General features: G+C 66.6%; 20 protein-coding genes. 11 read left to right on the forward strand and 9 right to left on the reverse strand.

Annotated features, from left to right (window positions below; all coding sequences use genetic code 11):
* Nucleotides 1-95 precede the first annotated feature (95 nt).
* Together rplQ and N440_RS01840 are read left to right on the forward strand one after the other, a co-directional pair.
* Nucleotides 96-479: a 50S ribosomal protein L17 gene (gene rplQ / locus N440_RS01835; RefSeq protein ID WP_005408217.1), complete on the forward strand. Its 384-nt coding sequence runs from the start codon at nt 96-98 to the stop codon at nt 477-479.
* 184 nt (nt 480-663) lie between these two features.
* The gene (locus N440_RS01840; RefSeq protein WP_004154504.1) at nt 664-1,170 is read left to right on the forward strand and encodes a disulfide bond formation protein B; all 507 of its coding nucleotides are present in this window, start codon (nt 664-666) and stop codon (nt 1,168-1,170) included.
* A gap of 45 nt (nt 1,171-1,215) precedes the next feature.
* Here N440_RS01840 and N440_RS01845 read toward each other — a convergent pair whose 3' ends face one another.
* The gene (locus N440_RS01845) at nt 1,216-3,342 is read right to left on the reverse strand and encodes a TonB-dependent receptor (protein WP_133933900.1); all 2,127 of its coding nucleotides are present in this window, start codon (nt 3,340-3,342) and stop codon (nt 1,216-1,218) included.
* A 220-nt stretch (nt 3,343-3,562) separates the two neighbouring features.
* Here N440_RS01845 and N440_RS01850 point away from each other — a divergent pair, with 220 nt between their 5' ends.
* Both N440_RS01850 and N440_RS01860 read left to right on the forward strand, forming a co-directional pair.
* Nucleotides 3,563-4,954 carry a 3-deoxy-7-phosphoheptulonate synthase class II gene (locus tag N440_RS01850; protein ID WP_008265113.1) on the forward strand — a complete coding sequence of 464 codons (1,392 nt, stop codon included), beginning with the start codon at nt 3,563-3,565 and terminating at the stop codon, nt 4,952-4,954.
* A gap of 566 nt (nt 4,955-5,520) precedes the next feature.
* On the forward strand, nt 5,521-6,660 hold the full coding sequence (locus N440_RS01860; protein ID WP_133935956.1) for a mechanosensitive ion channel family protein: 1,140 nt from the start codon (nt 5,521-5,523) through the stop codon (nt 6,658-6,660).
* Between the two features lie 63 nt (nt 6,661-6,723).
* On the opposite strand, the gene N440_RS01865 is transcribed toward N440_RS01860, so the two are convergent.
* The 3 genes from N440_RS01865 to typA are packed head-to-tail and all read right to left on the reverse strand — an operon-like array spanning nt 6,724 to nt 10,714.
* Nucleotides 6,724-8,346 carry an amidase gene (locus N440_RS01865; RefSeq protein WP_133933901.1) on the reverse strand — a complete coding sequence of 541 codons (1,623 nt, stop codon included), beginning with the start codon at nt 8,344-8,346 and terminating at the stop codon, nt 6,724-6,726.
* A 41-nt stretch (nt 8,347-8,387) separates the two neighbouring features.
* Nucleotides 8,388-8,855, reverse strand: a complete 468-nt coding sequence (locus N440_RS01870; RefSeq protein ID WP_005415426.1) for a DUF2127 domain-containing protein — start codon at nt 8,853-8,855, stop codon at nt 8,388-8,390.
* A gap of 11 nt (nt 8,856-8,866) precedes the next feature.
* A complete protein-coding gene (gene typA, locus N440_RS01875) occupies nt 8,867-10,714 on the reverse strand; it encodes a translational GTPase TypA (RefSeq protein WP_049456418.1) in 1,848 nt (615 codons plus the stop codon).
* A 272-nt stretch (nt 10,715-10,986) separates the two neighbouring features.
* On the opposite strand from typA, the gene N440_RS01880 reads away from it, so the two are divergent.
* The 6 genes from N440_RS01880 to N440_RS01905 all read left to right on the forward strand — a co-directional run bounded on the left by N440_RS01880 (nt 10,987) and on the right by N440_RS01905 (nt 17,630).
* Nucleotides 10,987-11,478, forward strand: a complete 492-nt coding sequence (locus N440_RS01880) for a peptidylprolyl isomerase (RefSeq protein WP_133933902.1) — start codon at nt 10,987-10,989, stop codon at nt 11,476-11,478.
* 118 nt (nt 11,479-11,596) lie between these two features.
* Nucleotides 11,597-12,583, forward strand: a complete 987-nt coding sequence (locus N440_RS01885) for a malate dehydrogenase (RefSeq protein WP_004153634.1) — start codon at nt 11,597-11,599, stop codon at nt 12,581-12,583.
* A gap of 85 nt (nt 12,584-12,668) precedes the next feature.
* Nucleotides 12,669-13,283 carry an RluA family pseudouridine synthase gene (locus tag N440_RS01890; protein ID WP_133933903.1) on the forward strand — a complete coding sequence of 205 codons (615 nt, stop codon included), beginning with the start codon at nt 12,669-12,671 and terminating at the stop codon, nt 13,281-13,283.
* Nucleotides 13,284-13,919: 636 nt separating this feature from the next.
* On the forward strand, nt 13,920-15,800 hold the full coding sequence (prpE, locus tag N440_RS01895) for a propionate--CoA ligase (protein ID WP_133933904.1): 1,881 nt from the start codon (nt 13,920-13,922) through the stop codon (nt 15,798-15,800).
* 223 nt (nt 15,801-16,023) lie between these two features.
* Nucleotides 16,024-16,527 (forward strand): hypothetical protein, encoded by a 504-nt coding sequence (locus tag N440_RS01900; RefSeq protein ID WP_133933905.1) that lies wholly within the window; start codon nt 16,024-16,026, stop codon nt 16,525-16,527.
* A gap of 47 nt (nt 16,528-16,574) precedes the next feature.
* The gene (locus tag N440_RS01905) at nt 16,575-17,630 is read left to right on the forward strand and encodes a suppressor of fused domain protein (protein WP_133933906.1); all 1,056 of its coding nucleotides are present in this window, start codon (nt 16,575-16,577) and stop codon (nt 17,628-17,630) included.
* Between the two features lie 68 nt (nt 17,631-17,698).
* On the opposite strand, the gene N440_RS01910 is transcribed toward N440_RS01905, so the two are convergent.
* The 5 genes from N440_RS01910 to N440_RS01930 all read right to left on the reverse strand — a co-directional run bounded on the left by N440_RS01910 (nt 17,699) and on the right by N440_RS01930 (nt 23,486).
* A complete protein-coding gene (locus N440_RS01910; protein ID WP_004154511.1) occupies nt 17,699-18,310 on the reverse strand; it encodes a glutathione S-transferase N-terminal domain-containing protein in 612 nt (203 codons plus the stop codon).
* Nucleotides 18,311-18,394: 84 nt separating this feature from the next.
* Entirely contained in the window at nt 18,395-18,853 is a 459-nt protein-coding gene (locus N440_RS01915) for a cell wall hydrolase (RefSeq protein ID WP_004154513.1), read from the reverse strand.
* A 296-nt stretch (nt 18,854-19,149) separates the two neighbouring features.
* On the reverse strand, nt 19,150-21,180 hold the full coding sequence (locus N440_RS01920; RefSeq protein WP_133933907.1) for an NADPH-dependent 2,4-dienoyl-CoA reductase: 2,031 nt from the start codon (nt 21,178-21,180) through the stop codon (nt 19,150-19,152).
* 543 nt (nt 21,181-21,723) lie between these two features.
* Nucleotides 21,724-22,356: a hypothetical protein gene (locus N440_RS01925; protein WP_133933908.1), complete on the reverse strand. Its 633-nt coding sequence runs from the start codon at nt 22,354-22,356 to the stop codon at nt 21,724-21,726.
* Between the two features lie 110 nt (nt 22,357-22,466).
* Nucleotides 22,467-23,486, reverse strand: coding sequence for a zinc-binding alcohol dehydrogenase family protein (locus tag N440_RS01930; protein ID WP_133933909.1), 1,020 nt, complete (start codon nt 23,484-23,486; stop codon nt 22,467-22,469).
* 357 nt (nt 23,487-23,843) lie between these two features.
* On the opposite strand from N440_RS01930, the gene N440_RS01935 reads away from it, so the two are divergent.
* Entirely contained in the window at nt 23,844-24,935 is a 1,092-nt protein-coding gene (locus N440_RS01935; protein WP_004154519.1) for an OmpA family protein, read from the forward strand.
* Nucleotides 24,936-25,098 lie beyond the last annotated feature (163 nt).

Consider the following 25,098-nt stretch of genomic DNA (forward strand, 5'->3'; position numbering starts at 1 on the left):
AGGATGGGCGGCCAGGACCATCCGCAGTCCGCGCAGCAACGCCAGGATGGCGACAACGATCCGCACAGCCTCATCATTAACCAAGGAATATCACCATGCGTCACCAGAAGTCTGGCCGTAAGTTCAGCCGTACCAGCGCGCACCGCGAAGCGATGTTCAAGAACATGGCCGCCTCGCTGTTCAAGCACGAGCTGATCAAGACCACCCTGCCGAAGGCCAAGGAACTGCGCCGCGTTGCCGAGCCGCTGATCACCCTGGCCAAGGTCGACTCCGTCGCCAACCGCCGTCTGGCCTTCGCCCGCCTGCGCGACAACGAAGCCGTGGGCAACCTGTTCACCATCCTGGGCCCGCGCTACGCGAACCGTCCGGGCGGCTACCTGCGCCTGCTGAAGTGCGGCTTCCGCGCCGGCGACAACGCGCCGATGGCCTACGTCGAGCTGGTTGACCGTCCGGTCGTGGCCGAGGAAGTGGCCGAGTAATCGGACCGCTCCAACGCGACACAGCGAAAGCCCGGCCTCTGCCGGGCTTTTGCGTTTCCGGGCTTGCCGGACGCTGCACGGCGAGCCGCGCAAGCCACACCGTTCCGACAGGCGTCACCTGTGGCGGTTCGAATGGCGCGCACTCTCGGTTACGCTTGGCGCCTGATCCATTCGAGCGTTGACGATGAATCCACTGCGCTGGCCCTTCCGCGCCCAGTTCTTCCTGGGCTTCCTGATCTGTGCGGGCCTGCTGGGCTACGCGATCTTCCTGCAGTTGAAGATGGGCCTGGAACCGTGCCCGCTGTGCATCTTCCAGCGCCTGGCATTCGCCGCGCTGGGCCTGCTGTTCCTGATCGGCGCGCTGCACGGGCCGTCCAACCGCCCCGGCCGGGCGACCTATGGCGTACTGGCCTTCATCGCCGCCGCGGTGGGTGTCGGCATCGCCGCGCGCCACGTCTACGTGCAGATGCTGCCGCCGGAGATGGGCGCGACCTGCGGCCCGCCGCTGAGCTTCCTGCGCGAGACCATGGGGCCGCTGGAAGTGTTCCGCACCGTGCTGACCGGTACCGGCAACTGCGGCAACATCGACTGGACCTTCCTGGGCCTGACCATGCCGATGTGGTCGGGCGTGTGGTTCGTGCTGCTGGCGCTGTGGGCGCTGCTGGTGTCGCTGCGCAAGGTCAAGCGCTGAGGCAAGGTAATGCCGGCCAGCGGCCGGCACTACCACGGTCCGTCCTCAGAAGTCCTGCTGCAGGCTCAGGTAGGCGCCGCGGCGCGGGCCCCATTGCGGGGCGAACACGCCGACGCCGCCACCATCGCGCAGCTGGTAGCTGCGATCCAGTGCGTTGATCAGCGCCAGCTGCACATGCAGCGGATGGCCGCTGTCGGCGTTGAAGTCGTGGCCTGCGCTGAGATTGACCTGCAGGTACGACGGCAGCTCACCACCGTTGGGCACGCCTTCGGTATCCGAACGCAGGCCGCTGCCGAACACGTAGTTGGCACCGATCCGGTTGTGGCCCGCGAAGGCGTAACTGAAGCCGCCCGACGAGGTCAGCTTCTGGTCGTGATCGAGGTGGATCCAGTGGTCGGCCACGTAAGCCAGGGCCTCCGGATCCAGGTTGTACTGCCCGGTGATGACGTCGGTACCGATGGCCTTGTTCAGGGCAGCATTGAAGTAGGCGCTGAACGGCCCGTTGCTGTAATCGGCACTGAACTCCAGGCCGCGGATGTGGCCGCGACGATAGTTGAACGTGGAATAGATGTAGGCGGCGCCGAACTGGCCTTCGTCCTGCAGGCGTGCGACGCGTCGGTCGTACGCATCCAGGCCCAGCGTGAGGTGTTCACCCAGCTGCTGCGAGACACCGATGTCGTAGTAGTCGCTGCGTTCGGCCAGCGGAATGGTGTTGCCGCCACTGGGCTGCTGGTTGGTGGTGCCGTCGTAGAGGGCGATGTCGCTGCTGGCGATCAGCTCGCTGGCCGGCGGGGTGAAGTAGCGCGAATAACCGGCGTGCACGGTGGTGCTGTCGCTGGCATTCCAGACCACGCCCACGCGCGGGCTGAGCTGGCCCTCGGTGCGCCCAAACGCCTTGTAGCGATCACCGCGCAGGCCGTAGTTGACGGTCCAGTCGTCGCCGATCTTCCATTCGTCCTGCACGTACAACGCCAGCGTGCTGGCGTGGAAGGCGCTGCGATCGGGTATCAGCCGCGGCGTGGTGCTGGACTGCTGGCCGGCGTCGTCGACCGGGAACACCCAGCTGTTGTTGCTGGCCCGCGCGCTCTCGTAGTTGCCGTACAGGCCGTAGCGCAGCGTGTGGTCGTTGCCGAGCGGCGTGGAGAAGTCGGCCTGCAGGGTGTTCGCGCGGTTGCTGCGCTGGACCTGCGAGGCGACGCCGCTGAACACCAGGTCGCCGACCACGTCCGGGTTGAATCCGACATCGCTGTAACGCTGCCCGGCCGAGAGCTGGTAGGCGGTGCTACCCAGCGTGCCCTGCAGCACCAGCATGCCGAAGCGGGTGGTCTCGCGCTGGGTCTCATCCAGCTGGCTGGAGTCGAAGGTGGTGGTGTCGAGGTAGCCGAACTGCGGTGTCTGGCCTGGATTGACCGGGATCTGGAAGCGGTTGTTGGCGAAGCCGGCGAACACGCTCAGCCGGGTGTTGTCGTTGACCAGATAGGTCAGGTCGGCGAAGGCCTTGCCCTGGTGGGTGTCGTCGTGCAGCGGCTTGCGCGAGGGGGTCGGATTCTCCAGGCCGACCTCGTTCTGGTCGTAGTTGCCGGTCAGGAACCAGCTCCAGCGGCCCTGGTTGCCCCACCACGAGGCATTCGGATTGACCTTGCCAAACGAGCCGGCAGTGAGGCCCGCGCTGCCTCCATTGCCAAGTTCGGCGCCATTGCGCGTAGTGATGTCGACCACCGCAGCGGTACGTTCGCCGAACTGCGCCGGCAGCGCCCCGTCCATCAGGCGGATGCTCTTGATGGTGCGCGCATCCAGGGTCTGGCCGAAGCCGGAGATCGACTCCGGCAGCAGCACGCCATTGATGCGGTACTGCAGGTTGGCGTGGTCGCCGCGCACATGCACGCCGCCATAGGAATCCTGGACCACGCCCGGGGCCTGCAGCAGCACCTGGCTGAGTGGCGCGGAGGCACCCAGCGGCTGCTTCTGGATGTCCTCGGCGGTGATCTGGTACTGGCTGCTGCCGATGTCCGGCGACAGCATGTTGCGGGCCTGGTCGAGCTGGGCGTGGACGGTCACCGCGTCCAGATCCTTGACCGACGCGGAGGTGTCGTCGGCAGCAGCGGCGAAGGCAGGCAGGCTGGCCAGAGCCAGGGCGAGGGTGATGCCGGTAGCGAGCAGGGAGGGCTTCATGGCGATGGGCTGTGGAAGGGGCCGGTCGGGGTCTGTGGAGTGTTATTTCGTAACAGTTCGTGGCGAATCATGCGCCTGTCCGGGTGGCCGCGGCCATGCGGTATTTGGCCGATCGCGATGCCCTTTCCCCGGCGTTCAGACATGTGCAGAGAGCGCCCGGCCCTTTGCGACAGCGGTCGGCTCTGCGACCATGAACGTCCCCCACCTCCGGAAGTCTGCAATGAGCCTGTCCGCCGTTTCGCCCGTTCCCGATCCTGCCGCGACCGCCGCTGGCGCTGCCTGGTCGCCGGAGAGCTGGCGTGGCAAGACCGCGCTGCAGATGCCGACCTACCCGGACCCGGTGGCGCTGGATGCGGCCCTGCATGAGCTGAAGCGACTGCCGCCGCTGGTCACCTCGTGGGAAATCCTGGCGTTGAAGCAGCAGCTGGCCGAGGCGCAGGAGGGCAAGCGCTTCCTGTTGCAGGGGGGCGACTGCGCCGAGAATTTCAGCGACTGCGAATCGGGCACCATTTCCAACCGGTTGAAGGTGCTGCTGCAGATGAGCCTGGTGCTGGTACACGGCCTGCGCCAGCCGGTGATCCGCGTCGGCCGCTTCGCCGGCCAGTACGCCAAGCCGCGTTCGGCCGACACCGAAACCCGCGATGGCGTGACGCTGCCCAGCTACCGTGGCGACGTGATCAATGCGCCGGCGTTCACCGAAGCGGCGCGCCTGCCGGACCCGAAGCGGATGCTGCAGGCCCACGCGCATTCGGCGATGACGATGAACTTCGTGCGGGCGCTGATTGACGGTGGTTTCGCCGACCTGCATCACCCCGAGTACTGGAACCTGGAGTGGGTAAGCCACTCGCCGCTGGCCGCCGAGTACCAGAAAATGGTGGCCTCGATTGGCGATGCGGTGCACTTCATGGAGACCCTGGCCGGGGCCCGCGTGCACAACCTCAATCGCATCGATTTCTACACCTCGCACGAAGCGCTGCTGCTGCCCTACGAACAGGCGCTGACGCGCCAGGTGCCGCGCCAGCAGGGCTGGTTGAACCTGAGCACGCATTACCCGTGGATCGGCATGCGCACCGCTGCGCTCGATGGCGCGCACGTGGAGTACCTGCGCGGCGTGCGCAACCCGATCGCGATCAAGGTGGGCCCGTCGGTGACGCCGGACCAGCTGCTGCGCCTGATCGATGTGCTGAACCCGCATGATGAACCCGGCCGCCTGAGCTTCATCCATCGGATGGGTGCGGCGCAGATTGCCGAGAAGCTGCCGCCGCTGCTGGACGCGGTCAAGCGTGACGGTCGCCGTGTGCTGTGGGTATGCGATGCGATGCATGGCAATACCGAGAGCACGGCCAATGGTTTCAAGACGCGTCGCTTCGACAACGTGCGCGGCGAAGTGGAGATGTCGTTCGACCTGCATGCGGCTGCAGGCACGCGCCTGGGCGGCGTGCATCTGGAGCTGACCGGCGAGGATGTAACCGAGTGCACCGGTGGCGCGCGCGAGTTGACCGAGCGCGATCTGGAGCGTGCGTATCGTTCGACGGTGGACCCGCGGTTGAACTACGAGCAGTCGCTGGAGATCGCGATGGCGATCGTGCGCAAGCAGGAGCAGGTGCGGTAAGGGGGTTGCGGCAGGGCTTGCAGCCCTGCACCTGCTGCAATCAACGTCAACGTCAAAAGCGGGCATTCCGTGGTTTGGTGGGGCGGTGTCGGAGTGCGGGGACGCCGTGAACCCATCCCTGGGGGCTTGGCAGCCGCATCCATGCGGCTGACACCCCGCACTCCGACACCGCCCCACCTCTGACAGATTGCTGCGATCTGTCGGTGGGTGCCGACCGTTGGTCGGCACATCTGTCAGATATCGATACACACAAATGCGGTCAGATCTGTTCCAGCAGATCGCGGAAATCTGTCGAAGGCGGGGTGGGGCCGGTTGCGGGGGCGTGAGCCGCATGGATGCGGCGACCGAGCCTCCATGGACGGATTTACGGCGCCCCCCGCAACCGGATCCATCCCGCCATCCCACAGGAAACCCGCTTCTGCTTCGGCTGTTGCTGTTGCTTCGGCTTGTAGCAGGTGCAGGGCTGCAAGCCCTGCCGATCAACACCCTCCTTACGAACGACTGACGTGACGCTCATGCGCCATGCGCGAGGCTGTCCGCTTGCTGTTCGAGTGGAGGTGGCAACCGTGCACTGGGAAAGCGCACAGGCCTATGCATGGCCGTTGGGGGCGGCGGTGCTGGTGGGTGGCATTGGCGCGTGGTTGATCCTGTGGATCCATCACCGGCTGAAAGGGCGCGATCGGCGGCGTGCACGCATCGGTCGCGTGCTCGGGCTGCCGATGGCCACCGCCTGGCCGCTGCTGCTGTTGATTCCCGCGCTGCAGGCCACGCCGCTGCAGGACCCGCTGCTGGGCAACCTGCAGCATGTGCTGCATATCGCGCTGACCGCGTGCTTCATCTGGTTGCTGGTGCGGGCGGTGGCCGCGGGCGAGCGCGCGATCCTGCGCAGTCACCCCATCGATGTTTCCGACAACCTCGAGGCGCGCCGCATCCAGACCCAGACGCGGGTGCTCAGCCGCGTGCTGATGGGCGGCATCATCGTGCTGGGGGCATCGCTGGTGCTGCTCACGTTCCCGATGGTGCAGAAGATCGGCACTGCTTTGCTGGCCTCGGCCGGCCTGATCGGCCTGGTTGCGGGTATCGCCGCCAAGCCGGTGTTCGGCAACCTGATTGCCGGCCTGCAGATCGCGGTGACGCAGCCGATCCGGCTGGACGACGTGGTGATCGTTGAAGGCGAATGGGGCCGCATCGAGGAGATCGGCAGCAGCTATGTGGTGGTGCGCATCTGGGATGAGCGACGGATGGTGGTGCCGCTGACCTGGTTCATCGAGAACCCGTTCCAGAACTGGACACGGCGCAGCGCCGACCTGCTTGGCACGGCCTTCCTGTGGCTGGACTACCGGGCGCCGATCGCTGCGATCCGCGCCGAGCTGGAGCGCATCTGCCGCGGTGAAGCACTGTGGGATGGCCGTGTCTGCGTGACCCAGGTGACCGAGACCAGCGAGCGTGCGATCCAGGTGCGGCTGCTGGTCAGCGCGCGCAGCTCCGGCGATGCCTTCGACCTGCGCTGCCTGGTGCGCGAACGCATGCTCGATTTCCTCGCGCGCGAACACCCGCAGTCGTTGCCGCAGGTGCGCGCACGTGTACAGCACGATGATGAGTTGGACATGCCACGAGCACCGCGTACGCGCACTGCGGATGTGCGTTCGCCGGGTGCGGAAGATGGCGAGGCGGCGATCGTGCCGATGGAATCCGAGGACCGGTAGTGCCGGCCGCCGGCCGGCATCTGCGGGATGATGGATTGCCGGCCAGCGGCCGGCACGACCGGATCACGGCTCGCCGGCGTCGATCAGCGCGTCGGTATCGAAGTGTGGTGGCCGCCGCGCGCGGGTGCGCTGTTCGTAGGCGTAGGCCATCTCGATCAGCTTGGGCTCGCTCCAGGCGGTGCCCATGAACAGCAGGCCGACCGGCAGGCCGTCGATCTGTCCCATCGGTACGCTGAGGCTGGGATAGCCGGCTACGGCCGCAGCACTGTAGCTCTCGCCGGGGAAGTCGTCCCCCTCACTGCGGATCGGCCAGGCCACGCCGGTGGTCGGTGCTACCAGGGCATCGAGTTGCTGGGCGGCGAGGGCGGCATCGATGCCCTCCGGGCCGGCCAGCCGGCGCGCATCGCTGCGTGCACGGATATAGGCCGGGTCGGCCAGCCCGGCGGTAGCGTCGGCTTCCACCAGCAGCTCCTGGCCGAACAGGCCCAGTTCCTGACTGGCATGCGCCTGGTTGAAGGCGATCAGTTCGGCAAGGCTGCGCAGCGGCGCGCGGTGGGTGCTGAAGTAGCGCTCCAGCCCTGCCTTGAATTCGTACAGCAGCACGAGGCGTTCGGCCTCGGCCCAGGCGCCCTGGTTGGGCAGCTCCACCGGCACCACAACGGCACCGGCGCGACGCAGCTCGGTCGCTGCCTGGTCGATCAGCGGCGGCATGCCGCGGTATTTCAGCAGGGGCGTCTGCAGCAGGCCGATGCGCTTGCCGCGCAGGCCCTGCGGGTCCAGCCGCGCGGTGTAGTCATAGACCGCGCGGCCGGGCATGGTCGCAGTGGCCGGGTCGGCGTCGTCGCGGCCGGCGATCGCGGTCAGCACGGCCGCCGCATCGGCGACACTGCGTGCCATCGGCCCGGCGGTGTCCTGGCTGAACGAGATCGGGATGATGCCATCGCGGCTGACCAGTCCAACCGTCGGCTTCAGGCCGACCACACCGTTGATCGCCGCCGGGCAGACGATGCTGCCGTCGGTCTCGGTGCCGATGGCCACGCTGGCCAGGTTGGCGGCCACGGCCACCGCACTGCCGCTGCTGGAGCCGCAGGGCGAGTGGCTGAGCCGATAGGGATTGCGGGTCTGGCCACCGCGCGCGCTCCAGCCCGAGATCGAGTCGTTGCCACGGAAGTTGGCCCATTCGCTGAGGTTGGTCTTGCCCAGCACCACCGCGCCGGCGTCGCGCAGCCGGCGCACCAGGTAGGCGTCGTCCGGGCGGAAGCCCTGCAGGGCCAGCGAGCCGGCACTGGTGGCCATCGGCGCGGCGTTGATGTTGTCCTTCAGCAGCAGCGGAATGCCATGCAGGGGCCCGCGCAGGCGGCCCTCGCGGCGCTCGCGGTCGCGCGCTGCGGCTTCCTTCAGTGCATCCGGGTTGAGCTCGATCACCGCGCGCAGGCGCGGCCCGGTGCGATCCAGGGCCGCAATGCGCTGCAGGTAGGCCTGGGTCAGGGTGGTGCTGTCCAGCTCACCGGCGGTCATCCGCGCCTGCAGATCGGCGACATCGGTTTCGGCGTACGGGAACGGCACGTTGCGGCTCGCAGGTTCGGCCGCATGCGCGCTGGACGTGGCCGGGCTGCAGCCAGCCGAAAGCAGCGCAGGCAGCGCGGCAAGCAGGCAGGTCAGCAGAGGCGGCAAGGACGGGCGCATGGGGCGGCTTGGTCGGCTCCAATCCCCAGTGTAGCCGCTGCTCAGCGATGGCGCTTGCGCAGGTCGCGGGCGAGGACGTAGACCACGATCAGGTTGATCGCCAGGATCGTCCACGACGGCCAGCCCGGGTGCCGGATGATCGCGAAGATGTCGAAGGGCAGGTACAGGGAGGCGGTCAGGCAGCCCAGCCAGGAGGCCCAGGCCTTGGCCCGCCACAGTCCCCAGGCTTCGACCAGGTGCAGCAGGCCGTAGCCGATCATCCCCGCCGCGGCCAGGTGCACCGCGTCGGGGCTGATCATGTGCAGCAGCGAGGGCAGGGTGCCATGGTCCGGATCCAGGCTGAAACGCCGGATCAGGACCATGATGCCGTGCCGCAGCGGCTGCGGTCCGAGCACTTCCAGCCCGGTGGCGGCCAACAGCGCCAGCATCGCCTTGCTCGCTTCGAGCAGGGCGATGACGTGGAGGCCCGGATGCCGGTGTGGATCCGGGTTGTAGCCGCTCTGGTTCACGGGGTGCTGGCTCAGCCGCCGCGCGAAGCCTTCTTGCGGTCGCTTTCGGTCAGGAACTTCTTGCGCAGACGGATCTCCTTCGGGGTGATCTCGACCAGCTCGTCGTCCTCGATGAAGTCCAGGGCCTGCTCCAGCGAGTACTTGATCGCCGGGGTCAGCTGGATCGCATCGTCCTTGCCCGAAGCGCGCATGTTGGTCAGCGGCTTGGTCTTGATCGCGTTGACGGTCAGGTCGTTGTCCTTGGAGTGGATGCCGACCAGCTGACCTTCATACACGTTGTCGCCTTCAGCAGCGAACAGCTTGCCGCGTTCCTGCAGCGGGCCCAGCGAGTAGGCCGGCGTGGTGCCCGGCGCATTGGCGATCATCACGCCGTTGATGCGCTTGGCAATCGCGCCCTGTTCCTTCGGACCGTAATGGTCGAACACGTGGAACAGCAGGCCCGAACCCTGGGTGAGGGTCTTGAACTCGTTCTGGAAACCGATCAGGCCACGGGCCGGGATCGAGTATTCCAGGCGCACGCGGCCCTTGCCGTCCGGCTCCATGTTCTTCAGCTGGCCCTTGCGGGTGCCCAGCTTTTCCATCACGCCGCCCTGGTGGATTTCTTCGATGTCCACCACCAGCTGCTCGATCGGCTCCATCATCTGGCCGTCGATTTCCTTGATGATCACTTCCGGGCGCGACACGGCCAGCTCGTAGCCTTCGCGACGCATGTTCTCGATCAGCACCGACAGGTGCAGTTCGCCACGGCCGGAGACCAGGAACTTGTCGGCATCTTCCAGCTGTTCGACCTTCAGGGCCACGTTGTGGACCTTTTCACGGTCCAGGCGGTCCTTGATCTGGCGGCTGGTCAGGAACTTGCCACCGGACAGGTCCTTGTTGCCGGCGAACGGCGAGTTGTTGACCTGGAAGGTCATCGAGATGGTCGGCTCGTCGACGGTCAGTGCCGGCAGCGCTTCCGGGGTGTCCGGATGGCACAGGGTGTCGGAGATGGTCAGTTCCGGAATACCGGAGATGGCGACGATGTCACCGGCTTCGGCGGTGTCCTGCTCGATGCGCTCCAGGCCCAGGAAGCCCAGCACCTGCGCGACCTTGCCGTTGCGCTTCTTGCCTTCGCGGTCGATCACCGCGACCTGCATGTTCTTCTTCAGGGTGCCGCGCTGGATGCGGCCGATGCCGATCACGCCCACGAAGTTGTTGTAGTCCAGCTGGCTGATGCGCATCTGGAAGGCGCCTTCCGGATCGACTTCCGGCTTCGGCGCGTGCTGCATGATGGCTTCGTACAGCGGGGTCATGTCGCCGTCGCGCACGGTGTCTTCCAGGCCGGCATAGCCGTTCAGGGCAGAGGCGTAGACGATCGGGAAGTCCAGCTGCTCATTGGTGGCGCCGAGCTTGTCGAACAGGTCGAAGACCTGGTCGATCACCCACTCCGGACGCGAGCCCGGGCGGTCGACCTTGTTGACCACGACGATCGGCTTGAAGCCCATCGCGAAGGCCTTCTGGGTCACGAAGCGGGTCTGCGGCATCGGGCCGTCCATCGCGTCGACCAGGATCAGCACGGTGTCGACCATCGACAGCACGCGCTCGACCTCACCACCGAAGTCGGCGTGGCCGGGGGTGTCGACGATGTTGATCCGGTTCTTGATGCCGGTCTTCTTGTCTTCCCAGGTGATGGCGGTGTTCTTGGCCAGGATGGTGATGCCGCGTTCCTTTTCCTGGTCGTTGCTGTCCATCACGCGCTCGGCGAGGACGGTGCGCTCGGACAGGGTGCCGGACTGCTTCAGCAGCTGGTCGACCAGGGTGGTCTTGCCATGGTCGACGTGGGCGACGATGGCGATGTTGCGAAGATTTTCGATGGACATACGAAAGGGGGCCAGTCGGCGCCGGATTTGGAAAAAGAAGTCCAACATTATACGTCGAACTTGACGATTCGCGAAAAGGTGGATTTCACGCCCGTCATGGGGCCCATTCAGCTGGGTCCCGGCCGCCGGGACGAGGCTGCCTGGCGCCGGTGGCTGGGCTGCCCATCCGGCGGCTGAAGCGGGGCTCTCCGCCGATGGTCGAAGCCGCCGCCGCCACGAGGCAGGTGTAAACTAGGTGGCTAGACGCGTTCCCCTCTGCATCAAGGATCTTCATGTCCCTCATCGCCACTTTCGACACCACCCAGGGCCCGATCAAGGTCGAGCTGTTCGCCGACAAGGCGCCGCTGACCGTCGCCAACTTCGTGAACCTGGTCAAGCACGGTTTCTATGACGGCCTGATCTTCCACCGCGTGATCGCCGACTTCATGATCCAGGGCGGCTGCCCGCAGGGGCGTGGCACCGGTGGCCCGGGCTACAAGTTCGAAGACGAGAAGAACGGCGTGAAGCACGAGGTCGGCTCGCTGTCGATGGCCAACGCCGGCCCGAATACCAACGGCAGCCAGTTCTTCATCACCCACATCAAGACCGATTGGCTGGACGGCCGCCACACCGTGTTCGGCAAGGTCCTGGAAGGCCAGGCCATCGTCGATTCGGTCAAGCAGGGCGACGTGATCCATTCGATCACCCTGGAAGGCGACGTCGACGCCGTGCTGGCCGCCCAGGCCGAGCGCGTCGCGGAGTGGAACAAGCACTTCGCCGCCTGATCCCCCTTCGAAACGGCCACCCTCGGGTGGCCGTTTCCCTGTTCCCCGCCGCCCGCCAGGCCTGCGTGGCCACGCCCGCGGCGTCCCATCAAACGCTTGCAAGCAAGAGGAAACCCCCATGAAAGCACCCGTTCGTGTTGCCGTGACCGGCGCCGCCGGCCAGATCGGTTATGCCCTGCTGTTCCGCATCGCCTCCGGCGAGATGCTGGGCAAGGACCAGCCGGTCATCCTGCAGCTGCTGGAACTGCCGGTCGACAAGGCCCAGGCCGCCCTGAAGGGCGTGATGATGGAACTGGAAGACTGCGCGTTCCCGCTGCTGGCCGGCATGGTCGGCACCGACGACGCCGAAGTCGCGTTCAAGGACGCCGACATCGCCCTGCTGGTCGGCGCGCGTCCGCGCGGCCCGGGCATGGAGCGCAAGGACCTGCTGCTGGAAAACGCCAAGATCTTCACCGCCCAGGGCGCGGCGCTGAACAAGGTGGCCAGCCGTGACGTGAAGGTGCTGGTGGTCGGCAACCCGGCCAACACCAATGCCTACATCGCCATGAAGTCGGCCCCGGACCTGAAGCCGGAGAACTTCACCGCCATGCTGCGCCTGGACCACAACCGCGCGCTGAGCCAGCTGTCGACCAAGCTCGGCAAGCCGGTCGGTGGCATGGAGAAGCTGGTCGTGTGGGGCAACCACAGCCCGACCATGTACCCGGACTACCGCTTCGCCACCGCCGATGGTGCGTCGATCGCCGATGCGATCAACGACCAGGAGTGGAACGCCAACACCTTCATCCCGACCGTCGGCAAGCGCGGCGCGGCGATCATCGAAGCCCGCGGCTCGTCCTCGGCTGCTTCGGCCGCCAACGCTGCCATCGACCACGTGCGTGACTGGGTGCTGGGCAGCAACGGCAAGTGGGTCACCATGGGCGTGCCGTCCGACGGTTCCTATGGCATTCCGGAAGGCGTGATCTTCGGCTTCGCGGTGACCACCGAGAACGGCAAGTACACCCTGGTGAAGGATCTGCCGATCGACGACTTCAGCCAGAAGTACATCGACAAGACCCTGGCCGAGCTGGAAGAAGAGCGCGCCGGCGTCGCCCACCTGCTGGGCTGATGCAGGCGGTACCGGCTCCGGTCGGTACGCAGAAGACGGGGAAGCTTCGGCTTCCCCGTTTTTGTTTGGACGGATACGGAACCCCATGATCCACCTGCACTACATCGATGACGCGCTGCTGGTGGCCGAGAAGCCGGCCGGCCTGCTGTCCGTGCCCGGCCGCAGCGCCGAGAACCAGGACTGCGTGGTCGCGCGGCTGCAGGCGCTGTACCCGGATGCGCTGACCGTGCATCGGCTGGACCAGGTGACCTCCGGCCTGCTGCTGCATGCGCGCGGCAAGGACATGCAGGCGGTGTTGTCGAGGCAGTTCGAGCAGCGCCAGATCGGCAAGCGGTATGAAGCGGTGGTCCAGGGGCTGCTCGAAGGCGAGGCCGGCGAAGTGGACCTGCCGTTGATCGTGGACTGGCCGAACCGGCCGAAGCAGATGGTCGATCACGAACGCGGCAAGCCGGCGCTGACGCGCTGGCGCGTAATGACGCGTGATGTTGAAGCGCAGCGCACGCGCGTGGTGTTGGAGCCGATCACCGGTCGCAGCCATCAGTTGCGGTTGCACATGGCCAGTCTTGGCCATCCCATCGTCGGTGACGTGCTGTATGACGCCGCGCCGGCGCAGCGGGTGCATCTGCATGCGTGCAGCCTGCGGTTGATCCATCCGGTGACAGGCGAGGCGCTCGCGTTCGAGTCCGCGACTCCGTTCTAAGTGGGGCGGCAGGGCTTGCAGCCCTGCACCTGCAGAATCAACGTCAACGTCAAAAGCGGGCTATCCGTGGGTTGGCGGGACGGTGTCGGAGTACGGGGACGCCGCAAGTACGTCCGTGTAGGCTTGGCAGCCGCATCCATGCGGCTGACACCCCGCACTCCGACACCGCCCCACCTTTGACAGGTTCACTCGGCTGTTGGTAGCGGTGGCCGTTGTTCCGCGCGGCTGTTGGTAGGTGTCGACCTTGGTCGACACATCTGTCAGATATCGAATGATTCATCCACGCATGGCGTGGATCTACTGTGTCGACCAAGGTCGACACCCACCAGAGCAGTTTGCCGTTCCGACAGATCGCAGGAAACTGTCGAAGGCGGGGTGGGTCCGGTTGCGGGAGTGTCCGCGGCATGGATGCCGCGGCCAAGCCCCCAAGGACGGGTTTACGGCGTCTCCCGCAACCGGACCCACTCCGCCATCCCCCAGTAGCCCGGCTTTTGACGTTGACGTTGACGTTGATTCTGCGGGTGCAGGGCTGCAAGCCCTGCAGGACAAAACCCCACCCCCTACCAAGGTAGGGCGGCCCGCGCGGCAGCGCCGGACTATCCTCGAACCCATGACTTTGTCTGGGAGGGCTGCGTCATGAACTACGAGGAAACCTACCGTCGCTCGATCGACGAGCCGGAGGCCTTCTGGGGCGAAGAAGCCAAACGCATCCATTGGCACAAACCGCCGCAGCAGGTGCTCGATTACAGCAACCCGCCGTTCCGGCGCTGGTTCGTCGGCGGCGAAACCAATCTCTGCTACAACGCCGTTGATCGGCACCTGGCCGAGCGCGCCGACCAGCTCGCACTGGTGGCCATTTCCACCGAAACCAACAGCACCCGCGAGATCACCTATCGCCAGCTGTATCGCGAGGTAAATGACTTCGCTGCCGTGCTCAGGCACCTCGGCGTCGGTCATGGTGACCGCGTGGTGATCTACATGCCGAACATGGCCGAAGCCGTGTTCGCGATGCTGGCCTGCGCGCGCATCGGTGCGGTGCACTCGGTGGTGTTCGGCGGCTTTGCAGCGCACAACCTGGCGCTGCGCATCGACGATGCGAAACCGAAACTGCTGATTGCCGCCGATGCCGGCATGCGCGGCGGCAAGCTGATTCCGTACAAGGCGATGGTCGATGCGGCCTGCGCCGAGGCCAGTGCACCGCCACCGCATGTGCTGATCGTGTCGCGCGGGCTGGATGCCGCCGAACCGCGGGTACCGGGCCGCGATGTGGAATACGCCACCCTACGCGCGCAGATCGGCGAGGTTGACGTGCCGGTGCAGTGGCTGGAGGCGAGCGAGCCGAGCTATCTGCTGTACACCTCCGGCACCACCGGCAAGCCGAAAGGCGTGCAGCGCGACGTGGGTGGTTACGCGGTGGCGATGGCACAGTCGATGGAGACCGTGTTCGACTGCAAGCCGGGCCAGGTGATGTTTTCCACCTCCGATGTCGGTTGGGCGGTCGGCCATTCCTACAACGTGTACGGCCCGCTGATCGGCGGCTGCACCTCGCTGTTGTACGAAGGATTGCCGACCAACCCGGACCCGGGCATCTGGTGGGCGCTGTGCGAGCAGTACAACGTGCGCACGATGTTCTCCTCGCCCACCGCCATCCGCGTGCTGAAGAAGCACAATGCAGACTTCATCCATCGCCACGATCTGCGCGCACTGAAGTACCTGTTCCTGGCCGGTGAGCCGCTGGACGAGCCGACTGCGCACTGGATCAGCGAAGCGCTGGGCAAGCCGATCATCGATAACTACTGGCAGACCGAAACCGGTTGGCCGGCGCTGACCCTGCTGCCGGGGCTGGAGATGAAACCGGTGCGCTTCGGCTCGCCGGGCTTCCCCAATCTCGGCTACCGCATGAAGGTGATCGACGAGAACACCGGCGAGGAAGTGGCGCCGGGGCAGAAAGGCGTACTGGTGATGACCCCGCCATTGCCGCCAGGCTGCATGAGCACGGTGTGGAACGACGACGGTCGTTTCCTGCAGAGCTACTTCAGCCACTTCAGGGAGCTGCTGTACAGCTCGCTGGACTGGGCGATCCGTGATGACGATGGTTACACCTTCATCCTCGGGCGCACCGACGATGTGATCAACGTGGCCGGGCATCGCTTGGGCACGCGCGAGATCGAGGAGGCCATCTCCAGTCATCCGCGGGTGGCCGAGGCGGCCGTGATCGGGGTCAAGGATGAACTGAAGGGGCAGGTGCCGCTGGTGTTCGTCACCCTCAAGCAGGGGCTCGATGGCGAGGATCCGGCGCCGGTGGTGGCCGAGATGATGGCGACGGTGACCACATCACTGGGTGCGGTGGCGCGCCCGGCGCACGTGCACGTGGTCAACGCATTGCCCAAGACCCGCTCCGGCAAGCTGCTGCGGCGCTCGTTGCAGGCGCTGGCCGAGCAGCGCGACCCGGGTGACCTGTCGACGCTGGACGACCCCGGTGCGCTGGAGGAGATCCGCCGGGCGCTGGGACGCTGACCGGGTAGTGCCGGCCGCTGGCCGGCAGCGCCATCTGCCTCGAGGTTGCCGGCCAGCGGCCGGCACTACCCAAGCCTGCCAGGACTTGCGCTAAGCTCGCTGTGTCATCGGTCTGCAACAGAGCCTGCGCTTCGGGGAAGCTGCGCAGGCTTCGACGGTGGCAACCAGGGGGCGTGCCCGGCACGGGCGCGCTGGCATTGCGCATCGAGGATTGGGGGGATGCATGGCATTGCTGCACGCCAAGACGGCCGCTGGCCGTCAGGAAATCGAAGACCGCGGCCGGCGCCTGCCGGCGGCACTGCGTTCGATCCTGTTGATGGTCGATGGCCATCGCGATGACAGCGAACTGCGTGGCTTGTTCGAAGGCCTGCGCGCACCACCGGATGCACTGGAACAGCTGGTCGCGCAGGGCCTGATCGAAGCCATCGGTGGCAGTGCCGAGGCAACACCGACGCGCGGCATCAGCAGCGGCCGCGAGCAGGACCCGGCGTTGTACCAGCAGCTGTACGACGCGATGAGCGAAGCAGTGCGTCGGCATCTGGGCCTGAAGGGTTACTTCATCCAGTTGAAGATCGAACGCTGCACCGATGCGCTGGCGCTGGAACGCCTGTGCCCGGAACTGCTGGCTGCGGTGGGCAAGGCGCGCAGCCCGGCGCTGGCACAGCGCTGGTGGCAGGAAACCCAGGCGGCGTTGATGAATGGTGGCAATGAGGTCGTGCAGGCCTGAGCCACCGCGTAAAGTGATCGGTTCACTTACCCCACAAGGAGTCCCGCGTGCAGGACGACCACGATGACACCGACACCCCTGGCTGGGACGCGATCAACGCCGCGCTGGCGCCGTTGTATGCAGGCCAGGAACCGCGTCATTACGGCACTGCGCTGCCGTACACGCTGGGTGGGCAGGATCCGCTGGATGGCATCAGTGTGTACTGGGCGGATGCGCCGGTGCCGCACTGGCACTACATCACCTATGGCTTTTCCGAGTTGTACGCCAAGGAGAGCAGCGATGCCGACGCCAGTGGCTACGGTTTCGAGCTCACCTTCCGCCTGGCGGCCGTAGACGGTGAGAGCGCAGGCAGCACGCCGCCGGCGTGGCCGATGAACCTGCTGCAGAACCTGGCGCGCTATGTGTTCGGTAGCGGCAACGTATTCGAGGATGGTCACCACCTCAACGCCAACGGTCCGATCGCGCTGGAGACCGGCACCCGGCTGTGTCACCTGGCCTTCATTGCCGATCCACAGTTGCCGGCGCGCGCGACTGCCAACGGGAACCTGCAGTTCCTGCAGCTGGTCGGGTTGACCGATGAAGAGATGGAGGCCGTCAAGCGCTGGTCCACGCGTGGCGTGCTGCAGGCGCTGCAGCCGGCGATGCCGCTGTGGATCAGTGACCTGCAGCGCGGCAATCTGCTGGACGATCCGGCGCTGGCCGCGCAGGTGCAGGCCGGCAGCGAGCGCGAGGGCTCCAGCACCGGCATGCTGTTCATCGAAACCCTTGATTGGCGGCAGGAGGCTGGCATCACCACCCTGGTGCTGGGCGCCGGCCAGGTCGCCAGCGTGTGCGAACTGCTGCCGCTGCGCCTGCGCCATGGCAAATCGCTGGAACTGGTCAGCCGCGAACGGCAGTGGGAGTTCATTGCGGCCGGGGGCGGTGAAGCCGGCGAGGTGTCTGCCGACAGCGCGCGCTGGGCGCTGGATGCGACCGGATTGCAGGCGTTGGCGAGCGTGCGTGCCGAACGCGGGATCTATCCGCTGACAGGCGTGCTGCGCATTGAAGTCGTGCCGACCTATCTGCGCGACGCCAAGGGTGAGGTGATCCGCCAGATCGGCTGAGATCCCGTTCCCCCCCCGAGTCAGTTCGGAGCCGCTCGCATCGCGAGCGGCTCCCCCCTCATGCAGGGTCAGGCCAGGCCCTCGGCCTTCAGTGCGGCCTGCACGCCGGCGTCGGCGTCCATGCGCGCCTTGTAGGCGGCCAGGTTGTCCAGGCCGGACAGATCGACCTTGGTGCCAGCGGCCCAGCGCAGGGTGATGTAGAAGTACGGATCGGCGTAACTGCGGAAACCGGCCAGCCACGGCTTGTCGGCCAGCTGCTTGTCAGCGGTCTCGAACAGGCCACGCAGGCGCTTGTGCGCAGCGGCGCGGATGGCGTCGAACTGGCTTTCGTCGGCGATGAACTTGCCCGGTGCGAACAGCGGCGAGAAGGCCGGATGCACGTCCGAATTGACGAAGGCCAGCCAGCGGGTGGCTTCGGCGCGCTGGCGCGGGCTGCCGTCACCGCCAAGGCCGGCCTGCGGGTAGCTGTCGGCGATATAGCCCATGATGGCGGCGTTCTGCAGCAGCACGAAGTCGCCGTCGACCAGCGCGGGTACCGCACCGGCCGGATTGATCTTGAGGAATTCCGGACCCTTGAGGGTGTCCTTGTTCAGCAGTTCAACCTCGAACGGCTGGCCGGTCCACTGCAGGGCGATGTGGTCGGCGGTGGAACAGGCACCGGGCTTGCTGTACAGCTTCATGGGAACTCCAGGTGATGCGGGCGGGAAGCGCCCACTATCCCAGAGCCTGCCGGCGGGCGGCAACGCTGCCGCCAGCACGGATCGTTACGACTGCCGTGGCTTGAGGTTCTGCACCTTATAGAAGGTGTGATCGCCGATCGTGGCCACCTGGTAGGCATTGCGCCAGTTCGGGCTGGCGATCGACAGCGCGGCGAAGTGGCTGGCACCCGGCACGATCTCGCGGCGCTCGCCGGCCGGCAGCGCCCAGTTGCGCTCGGCGTCGAAGGCGACGTTCATCGCCTCGCTCCATGCGGCGTCATTGCCCAGCTGGGTGCCGGGGGAAACGATGGTCGGTGCGAACTGCTTGCGTGCGGTGACCACCTGGCACATCGAGTCACCCCACAGGCCACTGTCGAGGCGGCGCAGGGCAACCTCGGCGACGGCCTGCTGGCCGCGCAGGGTCTGGTCGCGGGCTTCCAGGTACACGGTGGTGCTCAAACACAATGAATCAGCGGCCGGCTGCGGCAACAACTGCGACAGCCAGAGAATCCAGGCCAGTTTCATATAACTCCTTGCTCCGTATGGGCCGCACCTCCCGGTTCCCGCAGCGGGGGCTGCGGGCCGGGGTACGACTTGGCGTCATGGGGAGGCGGCCATCGGGGCCGCCCCGTGGGCGGCCCCAAAAGAAACGATCAATACCGATCGAGGGGGCCGCGCCGGCTCACCGGAAACTGGCTGGTGAGCGGAAAGATGGCGCAAGGTAGGGGGGCATAGCCGAACGCATCATGAATCGCCCGGCTTGACATTCAGGTTCGGCCGGGGTGACAGAAATCACATTCCGCCCCCCATTCAGGCGCGCATCAAAGCGCGGCGGCGACCCGGCTGCCCTGGTCGATGGCCCGCTTCGCGTCCAGTTCGGCGGCCACGTCGGCGCCGCCAATCAGCTGTGCGCTGATGCCGGCGGCCTGCAGTTCGGCCTGCAGTGCGCGGTTCGGTTCCTGCCCGGCGCAGATCACGACATGATCGACTGGCAGCAGCTGCTCGCTGCCTTCGACGCGGATGTGCAGGCCCTCGTCGTCCACGCCGAGGTACTCGACTCCCCCCAGCATGCGTACGCCCTTGGCCTTCAACGTGGCGCGGTGGATCCAGCCGGTGGTCTTGCCCAGCCTCGCCCCCGGTTTGCCGGCGCTCCGCTGCAGCAGCCAGAGGCGACGTGGCGACGCTTCCACCTGTGGCGTGGCCAACGCGCCGCGGGCCTCGAAGGTGGCATCCACGCCCCACTCGGCCATCCAGCGCTGCGGGTCCAGCGACGGCGATTCACCGGCATGGCTGAGGAACTCGCCGACATCGAAGCCAATGCCACCGGCACCGATGATGGCCGCATTGGCGCCGACCTCGACCCGGCCCAGCAGCACGTCCAGGTAGCTGACCACCTTGGCGTGGTCGGCACCGGGGAAATCGACCTTGCGTGGGGTGATGCCGGTGGCCAGCACCACCTCGTCGAAGCCGGCCAGCTGCGCGGCGTCGGCACGGGTGCCCAGGCGCAGCTGCACGCCGGTTTCGGCCAGTTTGTGCCGGAAGTAGCGCAGGGTCTCGTAGAACTCTTCCTTGCCCGGAATACGCTTGGCCACGTTGAACTGGCCGCCGATCTCCTCATTGGCATCGAACAGGGTGACCTGATGGCCGCGCTCGGCGGCGACGGTGGCACAGGCCAGCCCGGCCGGGCCAGCACCGACCACGGCCACCTTCTTCGGCGTGGTGGTCGGGCGGTAGACCAGCTCGGTCTCGTGGGCCGCACGCGGGTTGACCAGGCAGCTGGCCAGCTTGTTCTCGAACACGTGGTCCAGGCAGGCCTGGTTGCAGGCGATGCAGGTGTTGATCGCCTCGGCACGGCCGGCGCGGGCCTTGTTGGCCCATTGCGGGTCGGCCAGCAGCGGGCGCGCCAGCGACACCATGTCGGCGCCGCCATCGGCCAGGATGCGTTCGGCAACGTCGGGCATGTTGATGCGGTTGGTGGCTACCAGCGGCAGCGTCACGTGCGGCTTGAGCTTGGCGGTGACGCCGGCAAAGGCCGCACGCGGCACGGAAGTGGCAATGGTTGGAATGCGCGCTTCATGCCAGCCGATGCCGGAATTGATGATCGTCGCGCCTGCGGCCTCGATGGCCTGTGCCTGCTGCACGATCTCCTGCCAGTTGCTGCCGTCCTCGACCAGGTCCACCAGCGACAGGCGGTAGATGATGATGAAGTCCGGACCGCAGGCTTCACGGATGCGGCGCACGATCTCCACCGCGAAGCGCATGCGCTGGCTGGCGTCGCCGCCCCAGTGGTCGCTGCGCGTGTTGGTGCGCGGCGCGATGAACTCGTTGATGAGGTAGCCCTCCGAGCCCATCACTTCCACGCCGTCGTAGCCGGCCTCGCGGGCCAGCTTCGCGCTGCGCGCGTAGTCGGCGATATGCCGTTCGACGCCGTTGGCCGACAGCGCGCGCGGCGTGAACGGGTTGATCGGTGCCTTCAGCTTCGACGGTGCCACCGACAACGGGTGGTAGGCGTAACGGCCGGCATGCAGCAGCTGCAGGCAGATCTTCGCGCCGTGCTGGTGCGCCGCGGCGGTGAGCTGCCGGTGCGGGCGCACCTCCCAGGGCCAGGACAGCTTGCCGCCGAACGGTTTCAGCCAGCCGACCACGTTTGGTGCGAAGCCACCGGTGACGATCAGGCCGACCCCGCCTTCGGCGCGTTCGGCGAAGTAGGCCGCCAGCCGCGGGAAGTCGCGCGCGCGATCCTCCAGGCCGGTGTGCATCGAACCCATCAGTACGCGGTTGCGCAGCTGGGTAAAGCCCAGGTCCAGCGGGGCGAACAGGTGGGGATAGGCGCTTTCGTTGGCTGGCGACATGGTCGATACGCTTGCGTACGGAAGCGCGCAGCGTGCCGTGAAACGGCGGCTGGGGCAAGGGTTGCTTCGCTGGATAGTGCCGGCCGCTGTCTGACGGTCTGGTAGTGCCGGCCGCTGGCCGGGTACGCTCGGCACATGCGTGCTGTCGCTCCCGCAATTCGCTGCGCGAACCGCGGGCCCCACTTACGGGCCTCCACGCCCCCGCGCCTGCGGCGCTGCCCCCGAACTCCGGGGGCGGTAGTGCCGGCCGCTGGCCGGGTACGCTCGGCACATGCGTGCTGTCGCTCCCGCAATTCGCTGCGCGAACCGCGGGCCCCACTTACCGGCCTCCACGCCGCCGCGCCTGCGGCGCTGCCCCCGAACTCCGGGGGCGGTAGTGCCGGCCGCTGGCCGGGTACGCTCGGCACATGCGTGCTGTCGCTCCCGCAATTCGCTGCGCGAACCGCGGGCCCCACTTACCGGCCTCCACGCCCCCGCGCCTGCGGCGCTGCCCCCGAACTCCGGGGGCGGTAGTGCAGGCCGCTGGCCGGCATCCCGATCGGCTCAGGGCGATTGCGGTTGCCGGCCAGCGGCCGGCACGACCGGCGACGGCCGGCCAATGCCGAACCAGCCCAGCGTCACTCCGCACAGCGGGCCGATCAGCAGCGCGAAGGCCAGGGTGCCGAGGCCGACGTTGCCGCCCAGCCACCAGCCCAGCAACAACACGCTGCCCTCGATCAGGCTGCGCACCTTCCAGATCGGCCAGCCGGTGCGGGCATGCAGGCCGGTCATCAGGCCATCGCGTGGGCCCGGGCCCAGCTTGGCGCCGATGTACAGGCCGGTGGCCAGCGCGACCAGCAGCATGCCGGCGCAGAACATCGCCAGCTGCCAGCCAAGGCCGACGGCCGGCGGCAGCAGCCACAGCCCGAACTGCGCGGACGGGCCGATCAGCAGCACATTGAGCACCGTGCCGACGCCCGGCTTCTGCCGCAGCGGCCACCACAGCAGCAGCACCAGAGCACCGATCACGTTGGTGGCGAGGCCGAACGAAAGCGGAGTCTGTGCGGCGATGCCCTGTGACAACACATCCCAGGGGGCGACTCCGATCGCGGCACGGATCATCAACGAGGCGCCAAAGCCGTACAGGAACAGGCCGACGATCAGTTGCAGCAGGCGCAGGGGCAGGGCGGAGGGCATGACGGGGCTCGGGGAGGAGGATCTGTCTCCACCGTAAGCTCGATTCAGTCGCTTCCATAGATACAGATGGCGGCCAATCCGACCGCACAGGTGGATGCGTCGCGCCTGCGTCAGTCGTCCCAGCCTGCCAGCGCCAGCTTGCCCACCGTGCGCCCGCTGGCCAGGCGTTGATGCGCGCTGTCCAGGTTGGCTGCATTTATCCTGCCCAGCGTTTCGCTGAGGGTGCCGCGCAGCTGACCGGCGTCGATCATGCTGGCCGCACGGCTGAGTATCCGATGCTGTTCGATGCGGTCGGAGGTGGCGAAGCGCGCGCGCGCGAACATGAACTCCCAGTGGATGCCGATGCACTTGGCCTTGTAGGGATCGCCGATGCGCAGCGCGCCGCGCGGTTCGACGATCAGGCCGACGTGGCCCTGCGGTGCCAGCAGCTGGCCCAGCTCATCCCAGTAGTGGTCGGTGTCGGCCAGGTTGAGCGCGACCTGTACCGCATCGATGCCCAAGGCCTGCAGCTGCGGGAGCAGCGCCTGCCGGTGGTCGATCACATGCCGGGCGCCCATCTGCCGGCACCAGTCAACCGAGCTTTCGCGGGACGCTGTGGCGATCACCTCGAAGCCTGCGTGGCGGGCCAGCTGGATCGCCATCGAGCCGACGCCGCCTGCGCCGCCGATCACCAGCAGGTGCTGGCCGGCATGACGGCGGTCATCCAACTGCAATGGCATGCGCTGGAACAGCAACTCCCAGGCGGTGAGCGTGGTCAGTGGCAGGGCCGCGGCTTCGGCGAAATCCAGCGTGGTCGGTTTGCGTGCGACCAGGCGTTCATCCACCCACTGGTACTGGGCGTTGCAGCCCGGGCGAGTGACATCACCGGCGTAGTAGACCTCGTCACCGGAGGCGAACAGGCTGGCCTCGTCACCGATCGCCTCGACCACGCCGGCGGCATCCCAGCCCAGTACGCGGGGCGTTGCGAGCGTGGCCGGATCGGTGGCGGCACGCTGCTTGCCGTCGACAGGGTTGACCGAGACCGCTTCGACCCGGACCAGCAGATCGCGGCCACGCGGAGGCAGCGGTGGTGGCAGGCGGACATCGCACAGCGAAGGGGCGGATTCACGACTCAGGGCGACGGCTTTCATCTCGGCTCCGGCTGGGTTCGTGGTCCCATCATAAGGTTCCTCACCTTTCAGCAAGTGCGCTGAACCACGCGGCGCGTCCGCTTGCACAGTATGTCGTTTTTGCCACTTAAACCCCGTCAAACCCTTGCAGCGTGCGGGTCTTGCGGATTTTCATCATCCTGTATAGGGTTTCAACGTCGGACCGGTGGAGGGTCGGGCGCGATACTTCACATGTTACGGGACTGTTAACATGACCTTCACCCGCCTGAGCATAATGTTCGCGGCGGTGGCGTGCTGAATCGGCTGTCGTACATCGACGCACTAGTGCTGGCCCATGCCTCTACCGGTTTCATACCCCCGAAATAGGAGCTGTACTCAATGAACAAGAAGATCCTTACTGCCGCGCTGCTGGGTGGTCTGGCTTTCGCCCAGGCTGCATCGGCGCAGGAGTTCGATGACCGCTGGTACCTGACCGGTTCGGCCGGCTTCAACTTCCAGGACAACGACCGTCTGACCAATGACGCTCCGTTCGTGACCCTGGGCCTGGGTAAGTTCATCAGCCCGAACTGGTCGCTGGACGGTGAGCTGAACTATCAGAACCCGAACTTCGATTCGAACAAGGACCTGAACTGGTCGCAGTACGGCGCCTCGCTGGACCTGCGTCGCCACTTCATCAAGGAAGGCCGCGGCTGGAACCCGTACATCCTGGGTGGCCTGGGCTACCAGAAGTCGGAAGAGCAGTACCCGGCCCTGGACAACAACGGCCCGCGCAAGCGTAAGGACGGCAACTTCGCCGCCAAGGTCGGCGTTGGTCTGCAGACCACCTTCGAGAAGCGCGTTGCTGTCCGCGCCGAAGTTGCCTACCGCGCTGACTTCGACGACCAGAGCATCGCCGCACGCGACGAAAGCTGGTTCGGCGACGTGCTGGCTTCGGTCGGCGTCGTGATCCCGCTGGGCCCGGCTCCGGTCGCGGCTGCTCCGGCTCCGGCTCCGGTTGCCCCGAGCTGCGCCGACCTGGATGACGACGGTGACGGCGTCAACAACTGCGACGACAAGTGCCCGAACTCGCAGCCGGGTCAGACCATCGGTCCGGACGGTTGCCCGGTGCCGGTCTCCATCGACCTGAAGGGCGTCAACTTCGACTTCGACAAGTCGAACCTGCGTCCGGACGCCGTGGCGATCCTGAGCGAAGCCACCGAGATCCTGAAGCGTTACCCGGATCTGCGCGTTGAAGTTGCCGGTCACACCGACTCGAAGGGTACCGACGCCTACAACCAGAAGCTGTCGGAGCGTCGCGCCACCGCCGTGTACAACTACCTGACCAAGAACGGCGTTGACGCCGGTCGCCTGGTCGGCCCGATCGGCTACGGCGAGAGCCGTCCGATTGCTCCGAACACCAACCCGGATGGTTCGGACAACCCGGAAGGTCGCGCCAAGAACCGTCGTACCGAGCTGAACGTCCAGAACTAAGTTCTGACGCTCTGCAAGTAGGACACAGCAGGACCCGGCTTCGGCCGGGTCTTGTTGTTTCTGCGGCCCGGAATCCGGCTTTTCCTCCGCGATGACGACCGTTCGTCGGTATTTTGTTCGTAAAACCAATGAGTTGCCGTATTCATTGAAAGTGGCGCTTGAA

The sequence above is a fragment of the Stenotrophomonas sp. CC22-02 genome, assembly GCF_004365115.1.
Classification (GTDB): Bacteria; Pseudomonadota; Gammaproteobacteria; order Xanthomonadales; family Xanthomonadaceae; genus Stenotrophomonas; species Stenotrophomonas forensis.